This window comes from Roseimicrobium sp. ORNL1 (genome assembly GCF_011044495.1).
Lineage (GTDB): Bacteria > Verrucomicrobiota > Verrucomicrobiia > Verrucomicrobiales > Verrucomicrobiaceae > Roseimicrobium.
The window spans coordinates 7,604,467-7,625,671 of record NZ_CP049143.1; the positions used below are offsets into that span (position 1 = coordinate 7,604,467).

At 59.5% G+C, this 21,205-nt stretch carries 23 protein-coding genes; 16 read left to right on the forward strand and 7 right to left on the reverse strand.

Annotated elements, in window-relative coordinates; genetic code table 11:
* Positions 1 to 65 precede the first annotated feature (65 nt).
* The 6 genes from G5S37_RS30775 to G5S37_RS30800 all read left to right on the forward strand — a co-directional run bounded on the left by G5S37_RS30775 (position 66) and on the right by G5S37_RS30800 (position 5,870).
* On the forward strand, positions 66 to 1,049 hold the full coding sequence (locus tag G5S37_RS30775) for an amidohydrolase family protein (RefSeq protein ID WP_165210473.1): 984 nt from the start codon (positions 66 to 68) through the stop codon (positions 1,047 to 1,049).
* A 49-nt stretch (positions 1,050 to 1,098) separates the two neighbouring features.
* The gene (locus tag G5S37_RS30780; RefSeq protein ID WP_165210476.1) at positions 1,099 to 1,899 is read left to right on the forward strand and encodes a DNA-formamidopyrimidine glycosylase family protein; all 801 of its coding nucleotides are present in this window, start codon (positions 1,099 to 1,101) and stop codon (positions 1,897 to 1,899) included.
* Between the two features lie 434 nt (positions 1,900 to 2,333).
* A complete protein-coding gene (locus G5S37_RS30785) occupies positions 2,334 to 2,912 on the forward strand; it encodes a hypothetical protein (RefSeq protein WP_165210479.1) in 579 nt (192 codons plus the stop codon).
* Positions 2,913 to 3,211: 299 nt separating this feature from the next.
* Positions 3,212 to 4,210 carry a sugar phosphate isomerase/epimerase family protein gene (locus tag G5S37_RS30790; protein ID WP_165210482.1) on the forward strand — a complete coding sequence of 333 codons (999 nt, stop codon included), beginning with the start codon at positions 3,212 to 3,214 and terminating at the stop codon, positions 4,208 to 4,210.
* Between the two features lie 87 nt (positions 4,211 to 4,297).
* Positions 4,298 to 5,011 (forward strand): DNA alkylation repair protein, encoded by a 714-nt coding sequence (locus G5S37_RS30795; RefSeq protein WP_165210485.1) that lies wholly within the window; start codon positions 4,298 to 4,300, stop codon positions 5,009 to 5,011.
* A 13-nt stretch (positions 5,012 to 5,024) separates the two neighbouring features.
* On the forward strand, positions 5,025 to 5,870 hold the full coding sequence (locus G5S37_RS30800) for a hypothetical protein (RefSeq protein WP_165210488.1): 846 nt from the start codon (positions 5,025 to 5,027) through the stop codon (positions 5,868 to 5,870).
* Between the two features lie 11 nt (positions 5,871 to 5,881).
* On the opposite strand, the gene G5S37_RS30805 is transcribed toward G5S37_RS30800, so the two are convergent.
* On the reverse strand, positions 5,882 to 6,610 hold the full coding sequence (locus tag G5S37_RS30805; protein WP_165212046.1) for a DUF2238 domain-containing protein: 729 nt from the start codon (positions 6,608 to 6,610) through the stop codon (positions 5,882 to 5,884).
* A gap of 112 nt (positions 6,611 to 6,722) precedes the next feature.
* On the opposite strand from G5S37_RS30805, the gene G5S37_RS30810 reads away from it, so the two are divergent.
* The gene (locus tag G5S37_RS30810; RefSeq protein ID WP_165210491.1) at positions 6,723 to 7,964 is read left to right on the forward strand and encodes an anthranilate synthase component I family protein; all 1,242 of its coding nucleotides are present in this window, start codon (positions 6,723 to 6,725) and stop codon (positions 7,962 to 7,964) included.
* 107 nt (positions 7,965 to 8,071) lie between these two features.
* On the opposite strand, the gene G5S37_RS30815 is transcribed toward G5S37_RS30810, so the two are convergent.
* A complete protein-coding gene (locus G5S37_RS30815) occupies positions 8,072 to 8,347 on the reverse strand; it encodes an HU family DNA-binding protein (protein WP_165210494.1) in 276 nt (91 codons plus the stop codon).
* 146 nt (positions 8,348 to 8,493) lie between these two features.
* Between G5S37_RS30815 and G5S37_RS30820 the strand changes: the two genes are divergently transcribed.
* Together G5S37_RS30820 and G5S37_RS30825 are read left to right on the forward strand one after the other, a co-directional pair.
* A complete protein-coding gene (locus G5S37_RS30820; RefSeq protein WP_240914752.1) occupies positions 8,494 to 9,027 on the forward strand; it encodes a gamma carbonic anhydrase family protein in 534 nt (177 codons plus the stop codon).
* 65 nt (positions 9,028 to 9,092) lie between these two features.
* Positions 9,093 to 9,557 carry a bifunctional nuclease family protein gene (locus tag G5S37_RS30825; RefSeq protein WP_165210500.1) on the forward strand — a complete coding sequence of 155 codons (465 nt, stop codon included), beginning with the start codon at positions 9,093 to 9,095 and terminating at the stop codon, positions 9,555 to 9,557.
* A 314-nt stretch (positions 9,558 to 9,871) separates the two neighbouring features.
* On the opposite strand, the gene G5S37_RS30830 is transcribed toward G5S37_RS30825, so the two are convergent.
* Entirely contained in the window at positions 9,872 to 10,219 is a 348-nt protein-coding gene (locus G5S37_RS30830) for a P-II family nitrogen regulator (protein ID WP_113960745.1), read from the reverse strand.
* 229 nt (positions 10,220 to 10,448) lie between these two features.
* Between G5S37_RS30830 and G5S37_RS30835 the strand changes: the two genes are divergently transcribed.
* Both G5S37_RS30835 and G5S37_RS30840 read left to right on the forward strand, forming a co-directional pair.
* On the forward strand, positions 10,449 to 11,303 hold the full coding sequence (locus tag G5S37_RS30835; RefSeq protein ID WP_165210503.1) for a DUF6263 family protein: 855 nt from the start codon (positions 10,449 to 10,451) through the stop codon (positions 11,301 to 11,303).
* Positions 11,304 to 11,329: 26 nt separating this feature from the next.
* Positions 11,330 to 13,078 carry a HEAT repeat domain-containing protein gene (locus G5S37_RS30840; RefSeq protein WP_165210506.1) on the forward strand — a complete coding sequence of 583 codons (1,749 nt, stop codon included), beginning with the start codon at positions 11,330 to 11,332 and terminating at the stop codon, positions 13,076 to 13,078.
* A 62-nt stretch (positions 13,079 to 13,140) separates the two neighbouring features.
* Here the strand turns inward: G5S37_RS30840 and G5S37_RS30845 are convergent, their stop codons facing one another.
* The 4 genes from G5S37_RS30845 to rpsB form a co-directional block, all read right to left on the reverse strand.
* Positions 13,141 to 13,512 carry a VOC family protein gene (locus tag G5S37_RS30845; RefSeq protein ID WP_165210509.1) on the reverse strand — a complete coding sequence of 124 codons (372 nt, stop codon included), beginning with the start codon at positions 13,510 to 13,512 and terminating at the stop codon, positions 13,141 to 13,143.
* Between the two features lie 99 nt (positions 13,513 to 13,611).
* The gene (locus G5S37_RS30850; protein ID WP_165210512.1) at positions 13,612 to 14,673 is read right to left on the reverse strand and encodes a YafY family protein; all 1,062 of its coding nucleotides are present in this window, start codon (positions 14,671 to 14,673) and stop codon (positions 13,612 to 13,614) included.
* A 348-nt stretch (positions 14,674 to 15,021) separates the two neighbouring features.
* On the reverse strand, positions 15,022 to 15,615 hold the full coding sequence (gene tsf, locus G5S37_RS30855) for a translation elongation factor Ts (protein WP_165210515.1): 594 nt from the start codon (positions 15,613 to 15,615) through the stop codon (positions 15,022 to 15,024).
* Between the two features lie 97 nt (positions 15,616 to 15,712).
* Positions 15,713 to 16,405: a 30S ribosomal protein S2 gene (gene rpsB / locus G5S37_RS30860; RefSeq protein ID WP_165210518.1), complete on the reverse strand. Its 693-nt coding sequence runs from the start codon at positions 16,403 to 16,405 to the stop codon at positions 15,713 to 15,715.
* A gap of 260 nt (positions 16,406 to 16,665) precedes the next feature.
* Here rpsB and G5S37_RS30865 point away from each other — a divergent pair, with 260 nt between their 5' ends.
* From G5S37_RS30865 to G5S37_RS30885, 5 genes are all read left to right on the forward strand, one after another.
* The gene (locus tag G5S37_RS30865; RefSeq protein ID WP_206026229.1) at positions 16,666 to 16,941 is read left to right on the forward strand and encodes a hypothetical protein; all 276 of its coding nucleotides are present in this window, start codon (positions 16,666 to 16,668) and stop codon (positions 16,939 to 16,941) included.
* A gap of 57 nt (positions 16,942 to 16,998) precedes the next feature.
* Positions 16,999 to 17,523, forward strand: coding sequence for a hypothetical protein (locus G5S37_RS30870; RefSeq protein ID WP_165210521.1), 525 nt, complete (start codon positions 16,999 to 17,001; stop codon positions 17,521 to 17,523).
* A 69-nt stretch (positions 17,524 to 17,592) separates the two neighbouring features.
* Positions 17,593 to 18,336, forward strand: a complete 744-nt coding sequence (locus G5S37_RS30875) for a type III pantothenate kinase (RefSeq protein ID WP_165210524.1) — start codon at positions 17,593 to 17,595, stop codon at positions 18,334 to 18,336.
* Between the two features lie 32 nt (positions 18,337 to 18,368).
* Positions 18,369 to 19,316 carry an ROK family protein gene (locus G5S37_RS30880; RefSeq protein ID WP_165210527.1) on the forward strand — a complete coding sequence of 316 codons (948 nt, stop codon included), beginning with the start codon at positions 18,369 to 18,371 and terminating at the stop codon, positions 19,314 to 19,316.
* A gap of 184 nt (positions 19,317 to 19,500) precedes the next feature.
* The gene (locus G5S37_RS30885; RefSeq protein ID WP_165210530.1) at positions 19,501 to 21,201 is read left to right on the forward strand and encodes a serine/threonine-protein kinase; all 1,701 of its coding nucleotides are present in this window, start codon (positions 19,501 to 19,503) and stop codon (positions 21,199 to 21,201) included.
* Positions 21,202 to 21,205: the final 4 nt, after the last annotated feature.

Here is a 21,205-nt window from a genome sequence, read left to right on the forward strand (position 1 = left end):
TGGTAGTCCTGTAGCAGGCGCTGCGTTGGAAGGAAAAAGATTCCACCACACGGCGTTCCCCTCCCATGCCCGCTCGTGCTCCCCTCGCCCTCACCCGTCGCCGTTGGTTGGCCGCTTCGTCTGCCGCGTTGCTTGGTAGTGTCTGTGAGAAACACAGTGCGCTCCTGGCCCAAGCGACGTCGGCGTCAGCTCGGCCGGAACTCATCGACATTCACCAGCACACGAACTACCACGGGCGCAGCGACGCGGACCTGATCAAACACCAGGAAGCGATGGGTGTGACGAAGACCATCCTGCTGCCGGCGGGCTCGGATGCACTGCGCCCCTCCACGCACAATGGCAAATCGTTTGGTCTCGCCGCGCGCGTGCTGGGCAATGAGGCGGCGTATCGCCTCGTGAAGGAATACCCGGACAAGTTTGTCTTCTGCGCAAATGAGGTCACGGATCTGGAGAATGCCATCCCCGTGATGGAGAAGTACCTCAAGCTCGGCGCGTGCGGCATCGGCGAGCAGAAGTTCAGTGTGGAGTGCGACTCGGCGGAGAGCCTGAAGATGTATGACCTCGCCAAGGCGTATGGCGTGCCGGTGCTGCTCCACTTCCAGTACAAGACGTACAACCTCGGCTACGAGCGTTTTTACCAGGTACTGGAAAAATATCCCACGGTGAATTTCATCGCCCATGCCCAGACCACGTGGGGCAATGTCGATGCCGCGCACAAGCAGGAGAACCTGTATCCCACGGGCAAGGTCACGCCGGGAGGGCTCACGGACAAGTGGCTCACGAATTATCCGAACTTCTTCGCGGATCTCTCCGCTGGCTCCGGGCTCAATGCCTTCACCCGCGACGAGGAACACGGCGCCGCCTTCTTCATGAGGCACCAGGACAAGCTTCTCTACGGCAGCGACTGCCAGGATGCGCTGGGTGTGCCCGAGGAGAAAAACTGCTGTGGCAGCAAGATGATCGCCCTCATCCGAAAGCTGGTACCGGATGAAGGCGCGCGGCAGAAGATTTTTTCGGGCAATACGAAGCGCGTCTTCAAGCTGGCTTGACCCGAGCGTCGGGGTTGACCCATGCGGATTCGAAGCGATATGATGCCGCATGCCTGAGCTCGCGGAAGTCTTCTACTACGCGAAGCAGTGGGATGCGGGAAAAGACAAACGCATCACTGCGCTGGACATCCGATCCAGGACGCGGGTCTTCCGCGCGACGGACACGGCGGCACTCTCCGAAGGGCTGGCCGGTGCGAAGCTGCTGCGCACGCGCACGCACGGAAAGCAGATGCTTTTTGAGTTCAGCAAGGGCCAGTGGCTCACGATTCACCTCGGCATGACAGGCGAGCTCGCTGCCAAGCCGGAACCGTATGAGCCAGCGAGGCACGACCATCTCGTGCTGCACACGCGCACCCATGCCATGATCTTCACGGACCCGCGGCAGTTCGGCTCGGTGCAGTATCACCAGGGCAAGTCCCCTCCCCCGGCCTGGCTCACGCTGCCGCCCCAGCCCATGGATGAGGGCTTCACCGTGCCCCGGTTGCGGGAGGTCCTGCAACGCCACGCCCGCCAGCCCCTGAAGGCCCTCTTGCTCGATCAACGGTGGTTTCCAGGCATCGGAAACTGGATGGCGGACGAAATCCTCTGGCAGATGAAGTTGCCACCACACCTCCTCGCGGGATCGCTCGATGAAAAGGACGCGAGTGCCCTGCACCGTACCATTCGCAAGGTGTGCCGCGTGGCTCTCAAAACGATCGGCGTGGACTGGGACGACCCCCCGCTGAACTGGCTCTTCCGCTACCGCTGGGAAGACGGGCACTGCTGCCCCCGCTGCGAGGCGGAGCTGGTACGCGAATCCGTGCGCGGCAGGACCGCGTGCTGGTGTCCCGTGTGCCAGCGGGCGCGTTAGGGCTTCGGCCTTGCGGCGGCTCCGTTTCCAGACTGGCTCCGTTGCAGGTCAGTTGACCGTGGCTCCGCGAGAGATACTTCTTCACCACCCCTTCCCATCACCCTTCTCCCAATCCCTTGACCGCGAATATCTTCCCCTTGAAGGGTCCCTCCTTGGGGCTGCCGACTTCCAGTGCTCCTCTCCATGCTGACCCCGGTCCACCGTGTGAGATCGGCAAGGCGCAGATCTCTTCCCTGCGATCTCTGGGTCACAAGCTTGAGCGATTTCTCGCCGCCCGGGAGACAGTGCACAGGAAGATCCTTCAGGATGAAGCCTTTGCCTCCGTGAGAGCGTGGCTCGGAGAGGGTTCTTCGCCGCCGGTTGCTTTGGCAGGAGATGGCACCTTCGTGTCCGTGTTCCTTCGGCAGGAAACGGGGGTTCGCTTGGGCGCTGTGATGCTTCCTACTGAGGTGGCCACCCAGGTGCTCACCTTGTGGAGGCAAACCGACCCCGAGGCGCCCAAGGTGCTGCCACCACTCCTGCCGACGCCCCCAGATGCTGCTGCACCCCTGTGGATGGCGCTGCTGCGGTTGCGTCCCTTGCGGGGCGTGTGGGAGTCCGTACTGCGCCGGGACCATTTCGAAACGCTGCTGCAGATCTCCCCCGATGCGTGGCTGCTCGATCCCACTCCCCTGCCTCCCGGTTCGGTGATTCCCCGTCTGGAGCTTCCTTGCTGGGACCGGCTGCCCCACCTGCAGCACGCGGGTCGGCAGTTTGCCATCAGCGCACCCGGCACCATCGACGGGGCCAATGAATTGAGCGAGGGTGCTCCGGCGGAGTCATGGGCCACCGCGGTGCATGCCGCGCTGGAATCGACCACCGCGGAACCGCACATCCTGGTGGAACTGCCACGCACCCCCGCGTCCTGGTTGCTCGCGGTGTATGAGAAGAAGGGTACCCGCGTAGATGCGCGTGGTTTCCTCTCTCTCAGCAAAACCCAAGACAGAGCCTGGCAGGCGGCAAGGGTCAGGTAGTAGCTGTTGGCATAGGCGAGCGGCGAACTTGGAGTGCTGGAGCTTGCTCCAGCTTTCCGCAGGCAGCTTGCTGCCGTGAAGCCAGAGAAGTGACTGCTATTCTCAAGGGTATCTGCATCTTGGGTAGGTTCACGCAGAGCAAGCTCTGCTCCCGAAAGCTGGAGCAAGCTCCAGCACTCCAAATCACTGAACCGCTCTCGATGCGTGTGTGGCAGTCTCGGAAACTTGAAGCTTGTGCATCCAATGCGCATCGCTCAGCATCGCTTCCCGACTTCACTCATCTCTCTTCATTCATGATCATGAACGTCTCCTGCCCCTCCTCGTCTTCGCCTTCGTCGTCCCGCCGTTCCTTCCTGAAACACGCCGCTGCCTTCGGCGCTGCTGCCTTGACCCAGCCGGCCGCCAGCGTCTTCGCTGCCGCGGAGAAGAAGGAACCCTTCAAGATCTCCCTCGCGCAGTGGTCGCTCAACAAGCGCTTCTTCAAGAAGCCCGGTGCGGAGCCACTCGACAATCTCGACTTCGCCAAGACCGCGAAGAAACTCGGTATCGACGGCATCGAGTACGTGAACCAGATGTTCATGGACAAGGCGGAGGACAAATCCTACCTCAGCGAAATGAAGACACGCGCCGAAGGTGAAGGCGTGAAGAGCCTGCTTATCATGTGCGACCGCGAAGGCAACCTCGGTGATCCTGATGACGCGAAGCGCAAGGCCACGGTGGCGAATCATCTCAAGTGGCTGGATGCCGCGAAGTTGCTCGAATGCCACAGCATCCGCGTGAATGCCGCCAGCGATCCCAAGCTCAGCTGGGACGAACAGGCCAAGCTCGCCGCAGATGGCTTGCATGCCTTGTGTCTGGAAGGCGAACAGCGCGGTCTCTACGTCGTGGTGGAGAACCATGGCGGTCTCTCCTCGAATGGCAAGTGGCTCACCCAGGTGATGAAGCAGGCCGACCATCCGCGTGTGGGCATTCTCCCGGACTTCGGCAACTTCTACACGAATCGTGAAAAGGCGGAGCTCTACAATCCCTACCAGGGCCTGCGCGAGTTCATGCCCTGGGTGAAGCAGGCCGTCAGCGCCAAGTCCTTCGATTGGGACACCGGTGCCGGCAAGTTCTACACGGAAGATCGCCGCGAGCCCCGTGAGATCACCCTCGACTTTGAGCGCCTCATCAAAATAGTCGTGGGCGCTGGGTACAACGGCTACATCGGTGTGGAATACGAAGGCCAGAAGCACTCCGAGGAAGAAGGCATCATCCGCACCCGCCAGGCGCTCGAGGAGCTGCGTGGGATGGTGTAGGATACCGTATCACTTCGTCGCGATGTCACGCGCCAGAGTTGGCGTGTGGCATTGGCTTGTCAGCCTTGAGGGAGTCGTCCTCTAGCCATGAGTACTGCCCAGTCAATCCTTGCCGAGCTCAAGCCGCTCGGGAAAGAGAGCTACAAGAGGGTGCTGATGAACGGCCACGGGGTGAAGGAGCCGTGTTTTGGCGTGGCCATCAGCGAGCTGAAGAAGATCCAGAAGCGCATCAAGAAGGACTACCAGCTTGCACTGGATCTCTATGACACTGGTAACTACGACGCCATGTATCTCGCCGGCCTCATCGCCGATGATGCACGCATGACACAGAAGGATCTGCAGCGCTGGGTGGAGAAGGCGTATGCAGGTGCACTCACTGGCGCGACCGTAGCATGGGTGGCCGCAGGTAGCCCGCATGGGCACACCATGGCCATGAAGTGGATTGATTCTCCCAAGCCACTGATCGCAGCCACCGGATGGTCTACGCTCAGCAGCCTCGTTTCATTGAAGTCCGATGACGAATTGGATCTCGCGGAGACAAAGGCGCTGCTGCAGCGCGTGAAGAAGACCATCCATGAATCGCCGGATGCGGTGCGCTATCAGATGAATGGTTATGTGATTTCCGTGGGCGCTTATGTGGCGCCGCTTACCGAACTGGCCATCGAGATTGGCGAGAAGATAGGAACGGTGACTGCCGACCTTGGGAACAACAGTTGTGCCGTGCCTTATGCGCCGGACTACATCCGCAAGATCGAACAGCGCGGCACGATTGGGAAAAAGAAGAAGACGGTGAAGTGCTAGACGAAACAAAATCATGAATCACCCGCTGACTGCCTTGTTTCTTGTCATGCTTTGCACCCTCGCTGGTGCAGCGGATGAGCCTCGTCCTTATAGTCGTGATGTTGCGAAGTGGATTGAGGTAACGCCTCCGCCAAATCCGTCGGATGATTATTCCAACTTCATGTATCGTGCCAACTGGTCGACTGACGAGTGGGTGGTTTCCCAAGTGGATGGCAAGGTGCGTGCCGTGTTGAAAGCGGACCGGGACAACGAATCGCAGACCGCTCGTCCGGATTTTCCAATGTCGGCTTCGGTGGGTGGCGGTGACGCACGTTACGAGCCAACTTTGGTGCTTCGCACCGATGACGGCTGGCTTGCGGCATACAACCGCGGAGAATTTGGATCCGTTCTCTGGTGGTATAGTCTCGATGGCAAGACCAAGTATCAGATTTCAAAAAGCCGGGTGAATCAGTTCATTCGACATAAGAATAGATTCTTCGCGGTGGAGGGCCTGGCCCACATGGGATACTCGGAGGGTTCCCTGATCGAACTGGTGAAGCGCTCGGGAAAATGGACGGTCACGCAGTTTGTAGAATTGCCAAATTCCGGGGAAGCCATCTCTGTGCTTCCCGATGATCGATTCTGTGTGGTGACCTCGGACATGCTGCTTGCGGTATCACTGGAGAAGCACATGGAGATCCTGCTGCCAAACGCGCGATGGGGAGGATTATATCCGAACTCCGTGACCACGGATGGGGAAGGTCGCAATATCTACATCGGCATGCGTCAATTTGTGGTCCGTTATGAATTGGCCGACAAAGAACATCGCACTCATCTGCTGGTGCCCGCTCATTCGTTCCTCAACAAGAAGACGTATTAATTTTTCCAGCGTTAGTTCTTTTCGGGCTTCACCCGCAGACTCTCCCGCCACTCCTGCCAGAACACACGGCCCCGTCTTCGTGACTCGATCACGATGGCAATCGTGAGGGCGATGAATCCGCCGATCACTGCGAGCAGGATATCCTTGTGCGCATCCCACACATCCCCTTGCGTGCCGAGATAGGCGGTGCCTACTTCCTCGCTGAAGACGAGCGCTGCGGCCCATTCGAGAAGTTCGTAGAAGCACGAGGAAGAGAGCACCAGATCCAGCGCGAAGAACCAGGGCCAGAAGCCGCGGAGACGACACCAGCCGGCAATGATCTCCTTCAGTGGAAACGCCAACAGCAGGCCGTAGGTGAAATGCACCAGGCGATCGAAGTGATTGCGTTCCCAGCCGAAGTACCCGTTCAGCGAAAAGCCGAACCAGGATTGCGTCCAGTCATCATACGGCACCTTGGAATAGGTGAAGTGCGCGCCCAGTTCGTGGATGTACAGAAACAGAAAGATGCCTACCCAGGACACCACGCTGAGCGGAAGCTTGCGGTACAGGAGCCACAACACGGGCGCGGCCGCCAGCACGAGGATGTGCTCGACATACCAGTCCGCCGGGAGGAGCGGGTGCCATCCTGAGAGGGCAATCGCGACCACCAGCAGGGCCGAGAGCCAGAGGATGAGGGTGCGGTGGGAGGCATTCGCGGCAGGCCTGTGGGTACCGCTTTTGGATGATTTTGCCTTGTGCATGCGCGCCTTCTTCTGGTGCATCGTGCCATCCGAGGGTGTTGGAGGTCAAGCAGGTTCGCATTTTCCCCCCTTGCGTGAAGGGCATAGGGCCGCATTCTAAGCTCGTCTGCTCATGCCCACTGGCGCCACCCTTCCGCTTCAAGCCTCCAGCCTGCTCCCGCCCACGGAGCTGGCCGCCCGACTGCGCGCGGGCGGCGGTCTGGTCTGGCTGGATACGGCCGTGCCAGATGCGGCGAGCCTCTCCATCCTCGCCGCCCAGCCGGTGGAAATCCTGGAGGGAAACATTTTCCGCGATGCAGCTCTGCTGCGCCGTGTCTTGCAGCAGCACCAGCAGCCGCATGTGCCGGATCTGGGAGCGCCTTCTGGTGGACTCATCGGCTGGGTCGGGTTTGATGGGCAGTTCATCTTTGGCGTGTATCCGCAGTGCCATGTGTACCAGCATGGCAGTGGGTCGTGGCTGGATGCCGTCACGGCACGCACGGCTGCGTCTTCTGCGACAGCACCGCAGCGCATGACCGGCACGTCGCTGGAGCTTGAGCCGCTGATGGACAAGGCGACCTTCTGCGGGCTCGTGGAGCGCGCGCAGCAGTACATTTCTGCCGGCGACATCTACCAGGTGAACCTCTCCTACCCGTGGGAGGGCGTGTGGCCTGCGGACCTGGATCCCCTCGCCTTCTACCTGCGGCTGCGCGATGTGTCACCGGCCCCCTTTGCAGGCTATCTGGATCTCGCAGGCATGCAGGTGTGCAGTGCTTCCCCTGAGTGCTTCCTGAAGATGAGCGGCAGTCACATCGTCACGCGTCCCATCAAAGGCACGCGTCCCCGTGGCGTGAATCGCGATGCGGATCACCGTCTTGCGAATGAACTGGTGCATTCACCGAAGGAGCGTGCGGAGCTCGTGATGATCACTGACCTGGAGCGCAACGACATCGGCCGCGTCTGTGAATATGGCAGCGTGCAGGTGACGCAGCTTCTCCACCTGGAGAAGCATGCGCAGGTGCATCACCTTGTATCCACCGTCGAAGGCACGCTGCGCCCTGAAGTGGATCAAGTGGAAGCCTTCCTCGCGTGTTTCCCGGGAGGCTCCATCAGCGGTGCGCCAAAGAAGCGTGCGCTGGAGATCATTCATGAACTGGAGCCCCATGAGCGCGGATTGTACACCGGCGCGATTGGATGCTTTGGTTTCAATGGCGAGAGCCAGTTCAGCATCGCCATCCGCACTGCATGGCGGCGGGATGGGCATATGCATTTCCACACCGGCGCGGGCATCGTGGCCGACTCGGATCCTGTACACGAGTGGGAGGAGACACGCCACAAGGCCGCGGGCCTTCTCGCCGCTGCCCAGGGCGCGTGATATCGATTAATCGTTATGCAACAATATGCATAAAATACAAATGCCCGCGGCCATTACGGCGGCGGGCATTTGTGTGGGAGTAGATACTTATGATGCCAGGAAGAGCCTTACAGCGAGCCCTTGAGTGCCGAGGAGGGCACGAAGCGCACGGTCTTCGAGGCCTTGATTTTCATGGACTCACCAGTCTTCGGGTTGCGGCCAGTACGAGCGGCGCGCTTGGCCACCTTGAAGGTTCCGAAGCCAATGAGCTGTACAGTCCCCGACTTCGCCACGCCCTTAGCGATGGCAGTCAGCACGGCTTCCACGGCATCGCCCGCTGCGCGCTTGGAGGTCTCACCACCAAGGGTCTTTTGGACGGCTTCGATGAGTTCAGCTTTATTCATGATCGGTGTGTTGCTTGATTTGTTGAGGTTCTTCTGTGACTGGATTCCAGACACAGAAGGCGCGTTGGTTATGCCCACGCCCACGGAAAGCGTCAACAGGTAATGCTCCCCAGATGACTGAAAATTCCCCACTGAAGAAGTTCCTCATGCCTGAGTGTCAACCATGCATTCATGACACCGCTTTTATCGCATCAGGAGCCGTTGTGATAGGCGCGGTGACCGTGGGGGAAAATGCCAGCGTGTGGTATGGTTGTGTGATGCGCGGTGATATCAATCGCATCGTGCTGGGTGCGTGCAGCAATCTTCAAGATGGATCGATCGTGCATGTCTCTGATGACTATGCGGCCATCATTGGTGAGCGTGTCAGCATCGGGCATCGTGCCATTGTTCATGCGTGCGAGGTTGGCGATGAGGTACTCGTGGGCATGGGTGCCATCATCATGGATGGAGCCGTGATCGGACCACGCTCGATCATTGGCGCCGGTGCCATCGTGACCAAGGGAACGAAGGTGCCCGAAGGTTCGCTGGTCCTGGGATCGCCCGGGCGTGTCGTGCGCACGCTCAGCCTTGCTGAGCAGCAGGACAATGCACGCCTGGCCGCCAAGTATGTGGAGGTCTCCCGCCGCTACCGGGACATGTTCCCGGCGGGGGCGCCAGGGTCAGCGCTCGATGCCAGCTAGATCCGCGCGCATGTTTCGTGCGTCATCTCCTTGCCCCCGGACAGGCAGGGGTTTACGTTCCTCCCATGATCAACAACGTCGTGCCAGTGGAATTGCGCAACGTGGTTGCAATGGATAGCGGGCATGCCGTGTTCCTTGGCAACGAGGAGAAGACTTTCGTCATTTTCGTGGACGAACCAGTCGGCCTGGCGATCAGCATGTCCATGCGCGGCATCGTGAAGGATCGTCCCCTGACCCATGACCTTATCGGGCACATGCTGAGGGCCTTCGGGGCCAAGGTGGAGCGGGTCATCATCAATGCCCTGGACGGCGGGGTCTTCTACGCCCGGCTGATCCTCACGGCGGAGAACGAAGTGCAGGCACGCAAGGTCGTGGAAATCGACGCCCGTCCGAGTGACAGCATCGCCATGGCCGTGGCGAACAACGCCCCCATCCTGGTGGCCAAGGAAGTCTGGGAAAACGTGGACGACGTGAGCGACACCCTCGAGCAGCTCCAGAAGCAGGGTCGGCGGAAGCGCGAAGAGGAGTAGCGGCTGGTCGGTTTCCGGGTCAGGGATTTCAACACGGAGTCACAGAGACACGGAAACACAGAGCTGAATTGGAAAGAGAGCTCAAGGGGCTGGTCCCTGCTGGCACACGTGGACCTTACCCACGGACCCGTTCACTCCCGGATCATTCATAATCCCCTCAGTGTCTTCGTGTCTCCGTGCCTCTGTGTTGAATCCGAGGGCGTTACTACGGGGTCCTCGCAAACAAAAAGACAGGCCGGACCACCCGGCCCGGCCTGCCCTTTTTTCGCACGCTTCCTCACTCCGATGGTTAGTCGGAAATTTTTATACGTGGTCTAGTTTCCAGAGACAGCCTCGCGTCCGCGCTCACCGGTGCGGATGCGGATGGCCTCGACCACGTCACTGACAAAAACTTTGCCGTCACCGATTTTGCCGGTGTTGGCGGCTTTCACGATGGCGTCCACCACGGTGTCGCAACGGTCGCCTTCCACCACCACCTCAATCTTGACCTTGGGCAGGAAGTCCACCGTGTACTCGCTCCCGCGGTAGATTTCCGTGTGACCCTTCTGGCGGCCAAATCCCTTCACTTCAACCACCGTCATGCCTTGCACGCCGACTTCGGCAAGCGCTTCTTTCACGTCTTCCAGTTTGAAGGGTTTGATAATGGCTTCGACTTTTTTCATAGATCAATGGTTTGGGTGGTAGATGGCGTGGTGTTGCGTTTCTTGTAAGACGTTTCCCGGTTGCGGGCTCCATCATAGCGGGCAGTGTGCCAAAGACCGGGCTTTTTTCAAAAAAATCGTTTTGTTGGGATCAATTGAGCCAAAATTTGTCACCCTTCTCGTCCAGAGGGGCTTGGCACGCCTCGCAGAAGGTGGTTTCATCGGCAGGTTCTCCAAATCGCTTCACTCCATGAAAAAGTTTCTCCTTCCCCTTTTCGTCCTGGTTGCCCTCCATCCTGCCCCGGCCCAGAAGGAGGTGCTGAGGGCAAGCTGGCAGCCCGGCAAGCTCTACAAGCAGGAAACCGCGATGGAAATGGCCGCGGCCATACCGGGCAGTCCCGCCGAGCAGAAGACGACCATGTCGCAGACCATTGAGATCCGCGTCCAGGCCGAACCCTCCACGGGAAACAAGCTGGCGAATTTCAGCATCACCGGCGTGAAGGCCGATATGGAGATGATGGGCCAGAAGATGACATATGACTCCTCAGACCCTGCCAAGTCCCAGCCCCTGCTGCAGCAGACGTTTGGCGGCCTGTTGAACAAGAAGTTCACCATGGTCTTCGACAAGGAAGACAAGTACGTCGAGACCCGGGGACTGGAAGACCTCAATGCGAATCCCCTGGGCCAGACCACCGGCATGGATGGCAAGCAGCTTTCGGAAACCATCCGCAAGTCCTTCGAGATGTCGTTGCCGAAGGGCCCGATCGCCGTGGGTGAAACCTGGGACATTGAAGAGACGATGGACATGCAACCCATCAGCATGTTGGTGAAGGCGAAGGGGAAATTTGATTCTGTAGTGGAGATCGACGGTCGCAAGCACGCCAAACTCCTGGTGGACGGCACCTTCAGCACACCTCCAGGCGCCGCCTCTCCCCTCACCCTTGGCGAAGGATCCAAGTTCAGCGGCGAGTCCCTCTTCGACCTCGAGCGTCGGGTGATCACCAGCAACAAGTCGACCACGGATCTGAAAATGCAGATGCAGGGCCAGAGTATTCCCATGAAGCAGACCGTCACCACCAAGACGACGGTGGAAGACGCGAAGTAACATTCAAAGTACAAACCCGGAGATTCATGAGAAGCCTTCTTTTCGCAGCAATCTCCGGGTTGTTGCTCGCGGAGTCATTGTGTGCACAGGATGGGACCGCGAAGGAGCGCGCGGAGATCGCTTCTCTGGTGGAGCAGGTCTTCAAAGTGGCCAGCCCTGACCGCGGGATGGGTGACGAGGCCCAGAAGCTCTCTGAAAAATTCATCAAGCTCGACCAACGCAAGGTGGTCGAGGAACTCCTCCCCTTGCTTGAGAGCAAGAAGACAGGCGTTGCGTTTCTGGCGAGCTACATCATCCATGAGTGCGACGATGGGGCTGTCGTCCCCGGCCAGTTAGAGGCGCTCATCAAGGGGTACCACAATGATGGTGGATGGCTGCCCCGGGCTATCGCCTCACTACGGACTGAAGAAGCCGCCGAGTTTCTCGCGCGGGAGTTTAGAAGCAATCCCCATCAAGGCCAGCTCGATTCGTCGCTGATCTGGCTTGGAGAAAAGTCAGTTCCATTTTTATTGAAGGGCTTCGAAGAAGCGGATTTAGAAAAGGAAGAAAAATACCTCGAAGAACTAATTCGAGTTTTTGGTGAGATGAAGGCCAAGGGGAGCAGTGCACTCCCACGGTTGCTTGCCGTGGCAGAATCCGCGAAGTACGACGTGGAGCGCCGCAAGCAGGCTGTCCTCATCATCGGCGCGATAGGCGACGCGGCTGAGAGTTCGTTTTCGCGCTTGATTGCCTTATCCAAGCATGAACCACAGTTTTTTGCCGACACGGTTAGACAGGCAATTGCCAACAGCGGGTCAGCTTCTGCCGCTCCAATTCTGGCCGATTATGTTGACCAGGGTAACGTAGACAGCATTTACTACATCGCACATCTCGGCCCCAAAGGAAAATCCGTGGGACCGCGAGTGGCTGGCTGGCTTGATCATGAGGATTGGAACGCTCGCGCGGTAGCCGTAGACGCTATTGCGGCCATCGGGTACAAAGAGGAGCGGCAAACGCTCGAAAAACTCCTATCATCCAGGACGAATTGGAGAGTTGCCTATGCAGCCGCGCAGGCTCTGGCAACGTTGGGATCAAAGGAATCGATTCCCGCATTATCCGCTGCTGCTAATAGTCATTGGTTTCCCTTCGTGCGAGAAAAAGCTGCGAACGCCGTGAAGATCCTCGAGGGGGAAAAACCGGCGCCTGCTTCTGGTCCACACTTTGGAGGCGGCTACTATGCTGAGGAGGGGGAAGCTTGGACGATTGCTTCCGGAAAAATCCCCGGTCTCTCTTCACCGCAGCTGCGCGAGGAAGAGTTTTCCTCCTTTGAAAGTCGCGCGCCTGAACTCGCGAAGAAATTCCTGAGCCGACGTGATTGGAACGGAGAAGAACACTTGAGGAGTTTTGGCGGCATCACTTCGTGCCCGACAAAGGACGGCGTCCTGTTAGGTGCAAACGCTGGCGAATGGGTGGGCGGGTTGGCATACATTCCGAACAATGGAGACGTGACCATGGTCCTGAGAGAGAATGCTGCGGGAATTGAGAAATGGCAGGAAAGGATCCTTGTTGCCGTTGGGATGTATCATCTGGGAATGAATAATGGACTCGTCCACGAAGTGCGAATTACAGGTGGGAAGGTCAGTGTGGTGCCGTGGTTTATGCTACCCGGAAGTCCCAGAGCCATGTGGGTCTCGGCGAAGGATCAGCTCGTGGTCGAATGCTATGGCGGCACCATGGTGTTTTCTGATCCTTCCACTTTCGAGTACCATTCTGCTCCGAGGCAAAAGGACAATTGAGCGTATGCGGATGACGCACCTGGGCGCGCCATCCGCGTGGGGGTTCTTCATTGCCGCCGGGCTCACACCATGCTGTGGAGGCCGACAACGTTGCCTTCCGGATCCTTGAAGATTCCGATGAAGCCGTGCGGGGCGATGTCCATGCGCGGCTGCACAATGGTGCCGCCGTTCTTCGAGATGCGATCCAGCACACCATCGAGGTCACCTTCGACATTGAGATAGACGACCGTGCCGCCGGCGCCGGGCTGGCACTTGTCCATCTGCGTCAGGGCTCCGCCCACGCCTTTGTCGGGATCGACGGGGAACATGGCCATGTTGTACTTGTCGTTGGAGATCAGGGAGAGCGGCTTGGCGAGGATCTTGCCGTAGAAGTCCGCGGCCTTGTTGATGTCGTCGGTGTAGATTTCGAACCAGTTGAGCGCGTTTTGTTTCATCGTGATATTTGGGTTGGCTAGTGGGCGTTGCGCATCCCGGATGGGTGGCAACGTGGGTAGTCAACCACACGGCACTGACAGCCCTATGTCAGGAGGGTTTCAGATTGGTGCGAATTCCTGCACCATCGCCTCTTTTTCGTACCGCTTCGCCACCGCGAGTGCGGACGCGCGGAGGCCATCGCGCATGCTTGCCGGTTCCAGGGCCTCTACCATGGTCCCATAGCGTAGCAGGAAGTAGTGCATCCACTCCATGGAGAAGGCGAGCAGCTCCAGATGCACCCTGCCATCCGCCAGGATCTTCCGCGCCACTGGGGTGCCGGGCAGTTCCTGGAGAAAATGTTCCAGCACCCCCTGCTCCACGATCACCGTGGCCGGTGCCATTTCTTCCGTGCTGGTGTTCGAGCGGAGGAATTCCTTCACGGAGAAATCCTCGTGTCCCTGATACGTTTCATCGCACAACCGCCATGCGCGAATGCGATCGAGGCGGAAGTCCCGTACGTCCTGGCGCAGCCGGCACCACGCGATGAGGTGCCACTCACGCGCATAGAACACCACTCCCAACGGCTCCACGATGCGCTCCGTGATGGCGCCGCGGTTGGCGGTGTCATAGGAGATGGCGAGGCAGCGACGCTTCACCACGGCGTCCTGGATGGGCAGGAGGGTCTCGTGTTTGGCACCGGAGCTGCCACGGCGGAGGCGCACGCTCACGGCATTGCTGAGGCGGTGCAGGTAGTCGCGCTTCTCCTGCGGCAGCACGGATTTGATCTTGAGCATCGCTGCGCGCAGGGCCTGGCGCAGGGAATCGTCCGCGACCTGTTCCGCCACTTCACCGCTGAGGAAAAGCGCAGCCGCTTCATCCTCGGTGAACATGATGGGCGGCATGTGGTAGCCGCGCATGAGACTGTAGCCCACGCCCGCCTCTGCCACGATCGGCACGCCTGCTTCTCCAAGTGCTGCGAGATCGCGATACACGGTGCGCACGCTGATCTCGAAGTGTTCCGCAATCGTTTCCGCAGTGATCACGCGCTGCCCTTGCAGCAGCAGGATCATGCCCGTGAGGCGGTCGATGCGATTCATGCAGTTGCCAGCGTGGCGCAGAATGCCTGAGGTGGAAAGTGAAAGCACATCGGCCTTCGCGTGAGCAGGCGGGGAGGCTGTCACGGCAGCGCTGTTCAGCGGCTGAGGGTGGGTGAGTTTGCGTGCAGGGTGTTCAACGCAGAGACACAGAGACGCAGAGGAACTTCGGAGAAATCCAAATGCGGCTGCTTCTGAAACGCGGCTTTTCGAAGGGCATTCACAAGCAGAGTTAACCTGACAGAGTTGCACGTTCTATGGTTCGCTATTCATAGTCATCTCAGTCTCCGAAGTTCCTCTGCGTCTCTGTGTCTCTGCGTTGAATCCAGTGCAGCCTGCCACACCCATCACCATAACGAAAAACGCGGATGATGCACCAGGCACCATCCGCGTGAGTAATGAATCGATTCGCTACGTGAGCTGTATCAGATCAGCTTACTCTCCACCCACCGCATAGCGGGTGAAGCGGCGCACGACGATGTTCTCGCCGAGTTCTGCGATCTTGCTCTTGATGAGGTCCGCGATGGTCAGCTTGTCGTCCTTGATGTAGGCCTGGTCCAGGAGGCACTGCTCGGAGAAGATCTTGCTGATCTTGCCTTCCACGATCTTGTCGACCACGTTGGCAGGCTTGCCCTTGACCTGGTCGGCGGCGATTTCCTTCTCCTTGTCGATGATGGCCTGGGGCACATCTTCCTTCTGGAGGTAGGAGGGGTTCGCGGCGGCGATGTGGAGGGTGAGGTCCTTCACGAAGGCCTGGAAATTTTCGTTCTTGGCGACGAAGTCGGTCTCGCAGTTCACCTCGATGAGCACGCCCACGCGGCCGGCAAGGTGGATGTAGCTGGCGATGATGCCTTCCTTGGTGGCGCGATCCTGCTTGGTGCCAGCCTTCATGATGCCCTTCTTACGCAGAATGGTCTCAGCGGCCTCGAGGTCGCCTTGAGCTTCGGTGAGGGCCTTCTTGCAGTCCATCATGCCGGCGTTGGTCTTCTGACGGAGCTTGTTGACGATTTCAGCGGTGATTTCTGCCATGGGAATGAATGAGTGGGAAAATGGGATTTCTGGAAAACAAGGCGCGCAGCGGTGAAGCTGCGCGCCGGAAACGTTCGAGGCAAGTGGCGATGCCGCCTTACTTGCTCTTGGCCTCGGCCTGCGCCACGATGATCGGGTCGATCAGCTTCTGCAGGATGATGCGGATGGAGCGGATGGCGTCGTCGTTCGCCGCAATGGGATAGTCCACGATGTCGGGGTTCGCATTGCTGTCCACGAGAGCCACGATCGGGATGCGAAGGCGGCGGGCTTCGTGCACGGCGATGTGCTCACGGGCGCTGTCCACGATGATCATGGCGTCCGGCTGGCCGTCCATGTAACGGATGCCCTTGAGGTTGCGCTCGAGCTTGGCCTTTTCACGGTTCAGCGCGGCGATTTCCTTCTTGGACATGGCCTTGAACTCGGGGAGCTTGGGCAGATCATCAAGGTACTGCCAGCGGGCCACGCTCTTGCGGATGGTGGCCATGTTCGTGAGGGTACCACCGAGCCAGCGGTGATTCACGTAGTACTGGCCGCAGGCTTCGGCAGCTTCCTGCACGGCTTCCTGAGCCTGGCGCTTGCAGCCCACGAAAAGGAGGCGCTTGCCCTTGCGAGCGAGATCACTGAGGAACAGCGAGGCTTCACCGATCTGGTCAATCGTCTTCTCGACGTTGATGATGTGGATGCCGTTGCGCGAGTCGAAGATGAAATTCTTCATCTTCGGGTTCCAGCGGCGGGTTTGGTGGCCGAAATGGACTCCGGCTTCGACGAGTTCTGCGAGTTGTTGGGACATGTAGCAATGGGTGCCTGCAATCGCACTTCAGCGGGGCTGGAGCTCAGTCACTTGACTGATTCGATGGCTCGGCGGTTTGGATTATTCTGAGTCCCCGGACCCACCAAGGCGGGAAGGGGGCGGGCAGTGTAGGGGGGAAAGCCAAATTGGCAAGCAGGAATGCAGGACGCGGGCGAGTATGGGGACTTGCGGAGAAACATCCCGCCTGCTTTGCTTAGGATCCCGGCAGCCATTCTTATCCTCCCATGTCCTACCTCCCCATGAAACCTCATCGCGGCACCCTCATCCTTGTCTTCGGTATTCTCGGCCTCGTGGCTTGCGGGTTCTTCGGCATCGCAGCCTGGGTCATGGGTAACAACGACCTGCGTGAGATGGATGCCGGCCTCATGGACCCCGAGGGCAGGGCGAATACCTCCGCCGGACGTATTTGCGGCATCATCGCCACGGCCCTGATAGCCGTCGGCCTCCTTATTGGCCTGGGAATCATGGGACTGGGACTCGCCGGCGCCGCTGCGAGCGCGGCTTCCTCCCATTGAGGTACAGCGCATGCACCTCTGCTTTCCCCGGGCGCCCTCCCGTGCCATGGTGTGGCGATGAATCTCTTCAAACGCGTCGAGCTGTGGGTGTTGCTGGCCATCGTGGTGGGTGGCCTGGCGTGGGTATTCACCAGCGGTCCGGCTGAGGATGAGGACGCTGGCGGGACGGATACCCGAACTCGCAAAACGGGAACGGTGGTCAAAGGCGACCCCGGCAAACCCTTGCAGGTGCACCGCAGCGTGCTGGAGCGGGACTACGGCAACGCGCGGCTCGACATCGAAGCCAGGATTCAGAACGCCGGGAATGAAAAGCTGATCCTCCAGCCACCCCATGTCCGTCTCCTGACGGGAAGTGGGCGCGAGATCCCCGGATTCTTCCTGCCGTTCGAACCGCAGCCCGAGATTGCCCCCGGCACCACCCAGGATGTGCAACTGCGTTATTGGCTGGAAAAGAAGGACTTGCAGGAAGCGCTTACGCTCGAAGTGAACGGCATCCAGGCGAGGGTAAAAGGCGCCGGCGCATTCGATCTGGAAGCGCTGAAAAACAAGGAGCCGAAGACCTTTCAGCCAGACGGCTGGTGAGAGCGAAGGCCCGCCTCCACTTGCCTGCCCCGCCATCCCCCTCTATCTGAGACGCCCTGATCTTGATACATGCGCTCGGACTACCTCCTCATCGACGTCGGCAATGGCCGCACCAAGTTTGGTCTTGCGAATCGTGAAGAGATCCAGGAACAGCGGGACGCGCCGACAGCCGGACTGTCCTCGGGCGAATTGGATGAGGTCCTGCAAGGCTGGCAGTTTGATCGCATCGTCACCTCTTCCGTCGTGCCTGCGGCTACGGAGAAGCTGAAGCGCCACTTTTCCGATGGGATGCTGGTCTTGCGCCATGACAGTTCCCTGGGCATCGGGATCACCTACCCCAAGCCGGAGACCATCGGCGCAGACCGGCTCGCAAACGCCGTCGCCCTGGCACGCCTTTACGCGGCACCCGGCATCGTCATCGACTTCGGTACGGCGGTGACGTTTGATATCGTGGACGCCAGCGCCTCGTATGTGGGCGGCGTCATTGCCCCAGGATTGCGGCTGATGACGGACTATTTGCACGAGCGCACCGCGCTGCTGCCTCATGTGGATCTCCATGAACCGGCTCACGCCATCGGCAAGTCCACTGTGGAGGCCATCCTCTCCGGCGCGGCTCATGGGTATCGCGGCATGGTACGCGGTATTCTGGAGGCCCTGCGGCAGGAACTGGGCAATCCGCCCGACCTCCGAGTCATTGCCACCGGCGGGGATGCCGCGTGGATCGCTTCTGCCATGCCTGAGATCGAGCGTGTGGATGAGGATTTGACCTTGCACGGTTTGCGACTCGTGGGAAATCTCCACCCCCTTTCCTAAACCCCTCGCACCTCTTTTCCGCACTTCTCTTCATGGATTCCCAGGCAGTCACAGCAGTCGGCGTCGATTTCGGCGGCACCTCCATCAAGCTGGGCGTTTGCCGCGGTGAAGAACTATTGGAGACGGATGCGCCGATCATCACGGGTGACTACAAGGAGCCCGATGAACTGATCCGTGCCATGGCCGAGCGCGTGGAGAAGCTTCGCGCGAAGTATCCTGACATCAAAGCCATCGGCGTGGGTGTTCCCGGCCTGGTGGACTTTGACAAAGGGTTTGTGCATGTGCTGACAAATGTGCCCGGATGGCATCACATCCCGCTGCGTAAGATTCTCGGTGACCTCACCGGTCTTCCCATCACCGTGGAGAACGATGCCAATGCCATGGCCTATGCCGAGTGGCGCTACGGCGCTGCCAAGGGCATGAAGAACGTGGTCGCACTTACCCTCGGCACTGGCGTGGGTGGCGGCCTGATTCTTAATGAGCAGATGTACCGCGGCGGCCACTTTTCCGCCGGTGAGATCGGGCAGATGAGCATCCATTTCGAAGGTGTCTCCGGCCACTACGGCAACCTCGGCGCCCTTGAAAAGTATGTGGGCAACAACCAGATCGCCGAGCACGCCGTGCATCGGTACGCCCAGGCAGGACTTCATCGTGAGGCTTCGCAGTGCACGCCCAAGGCCATCGCCGAGGCAGCACAAGCGGGCGATGACATCGCGCGCCAAGTTTGGGGTGAGGTGGCAGACTGGCTCGGCACGGCGCTTGCCAGCATCGCCTGGTTGTTGAACCCGGATGCCTTTGTCATCGGTGGTGGGGTGGCCCAGGCTGGCCCCTTGTTGTTTGAACCTTTGGAGGCCCGGATGAAGTCCATGCTCTCCACGGTGGTGTGGGAGGGATTGAAGCTTTTGCCCGCAAAATTCAGCAACGAATCCGGCATCATTGGCAATGCCGCGCTCGCCGCAGACATGTCGAAATCGGCGTAAACAACCGCCGCTGTGCGGGTTGTGCGCGCGAGAGGTTTGATGCTAAAGAAATGGGGGCGTACGCGTTATATGCTGGCCCGGTCGCTGAATCGTGGGTGAATCCCCACTTCGCAAATCACCTTGTGTTTGTAGGAAACGCCCTTATTTTTTTCTCCGCCTACTATCCCCCGCATTTCGTGGAGTGATGAAATCAGAGAAGGATCCCCATAGTCTGGCTGCCATGACCCCGCCAGGGGAGCAAGAACAGCCCCCGGTGGATCCCTTTGATCTGGGAGCCTTCAAGCCACCGTCCATTGAGGAACTGGACCAGCAGATCCCATCCTATGAGTTCCTGGAGTTCATCGACCGTGGTGGCATGGGCGCGGTGTACCGTGCCAAGCAACGGAGCTTGAATCGCATTGTGGCGGTGAAGCTGCTGCCGATGTCCCTCCGCAATCGCCGGGTGTTCGCCGAGCGGTTCGGTCGTGAAGCCCGCGCACTGGCGCTGCTCAATCACCCGAACATCGTCTCGGTGTACGACTCGGGCGAGGCCAGCGGAGGCTGCCTCTACTACGCGATGGAGTATGTGAAGGGCACGAACCTGCGCCGCTTCATGAAGGAGGGCCGGGCCACCGCGAAGCAGCTTCTGGGCATCGCCATGCAGGTGTGCGAGGCCCTGCAGTTCGCGCATTCCCGTGGTGTAGTACACCGTGATGTGAAGCCCGCGAACATCCTCATCGATGAAAACGGGCGGGTGAAGGTGGCGGACTTCGGCCTGGCAAAGGTGATCGGCGCCCCTCCCCAGCATCTGCTCACCGGCGCCAGTGATGCCCTCGGCACGCCGGACTACATGGCGCCGGAGGCAGTGACGCGTGACTTCGAAGTGGATCACCGCGCGGACATCTACTCCCTCGGGGTGATGCTTTATGAAATGCTCACCAACCATGTGCCCAAGGGGGCATGGGAGCCGCCCTCCCGTGCCGTGGGGGTGGATGAGAGGTTTGATGAAGTGGTGAGTCGTGCGCTCCAGGTGGATCCCAAGCGGCGCTACCAGAGCGTGGGTGACCTCAGCACCATCGTGCGCCAGTTGATTGAGCCGGCTGCAGGAGCGCCTCCCACCAGCACAGCGCTGGACCGCACTCCGGTGCCCGTGATTCCGGGTCCTCCGGCCAGTCCCTCCGCGACCACGGTGCATCTGCGGAAAAAGCCGCGGGGTGTCCGCTGGAGCAATGTGCTGTGGGGATTTGCCACGGTGTGCCTCCTCGCCACCGGTTATTTCCTCTTTGGTGGTTCCAAGCGATCCGTTGAAAAAGTGAGGCACTTGTTCTTCGGTCCGCCTGTCGTGGAGGACTCGATTGTGATGCCCCTCGCATTATTGTCCGCGCAGACGCCTTCGGAGCGCCGGGAGGCACAGGTCGCCCTCGCCAAGTTCGTCTTCCAACAGGGCGGATTTGTGAATGTGATGACAGATACGCTCCAGCAACCGCTCATGGGATCGGCCTACGAGTTGCGCAAGGAGAGCCAGCTGCCCGCGGAAAGGTTTGCGATTTGGCGGGTCAGCATGCACGAGGCGCCCTGGTTTGATGATGCTGATCTCTCGGCTCTGGTGGACTATTGCGTGATGGCCAAGTCCGTCCAGAATCTCAACCTCGCCAGCACGAACATCACCCCCGCTGGCGTAGCGCATCTGGTGAAAATGTCCGACAGCCTCACCAGCCTCAATCTAAAAGATACCCGCGGATTCTCCGCTGAGTCCATCCAGGCACTGAGCAGCCTCAAGAATCTCGAGCTCCTTAGAATCAACAGTATCGTCTCCGACCCGATGAACGTAGACGTCGGCCCCGAAATGCGGCTCATGGACCAGCTTCGGGAGGAAATACCACGGCTAAAGATCAGCGAATATTGACAGC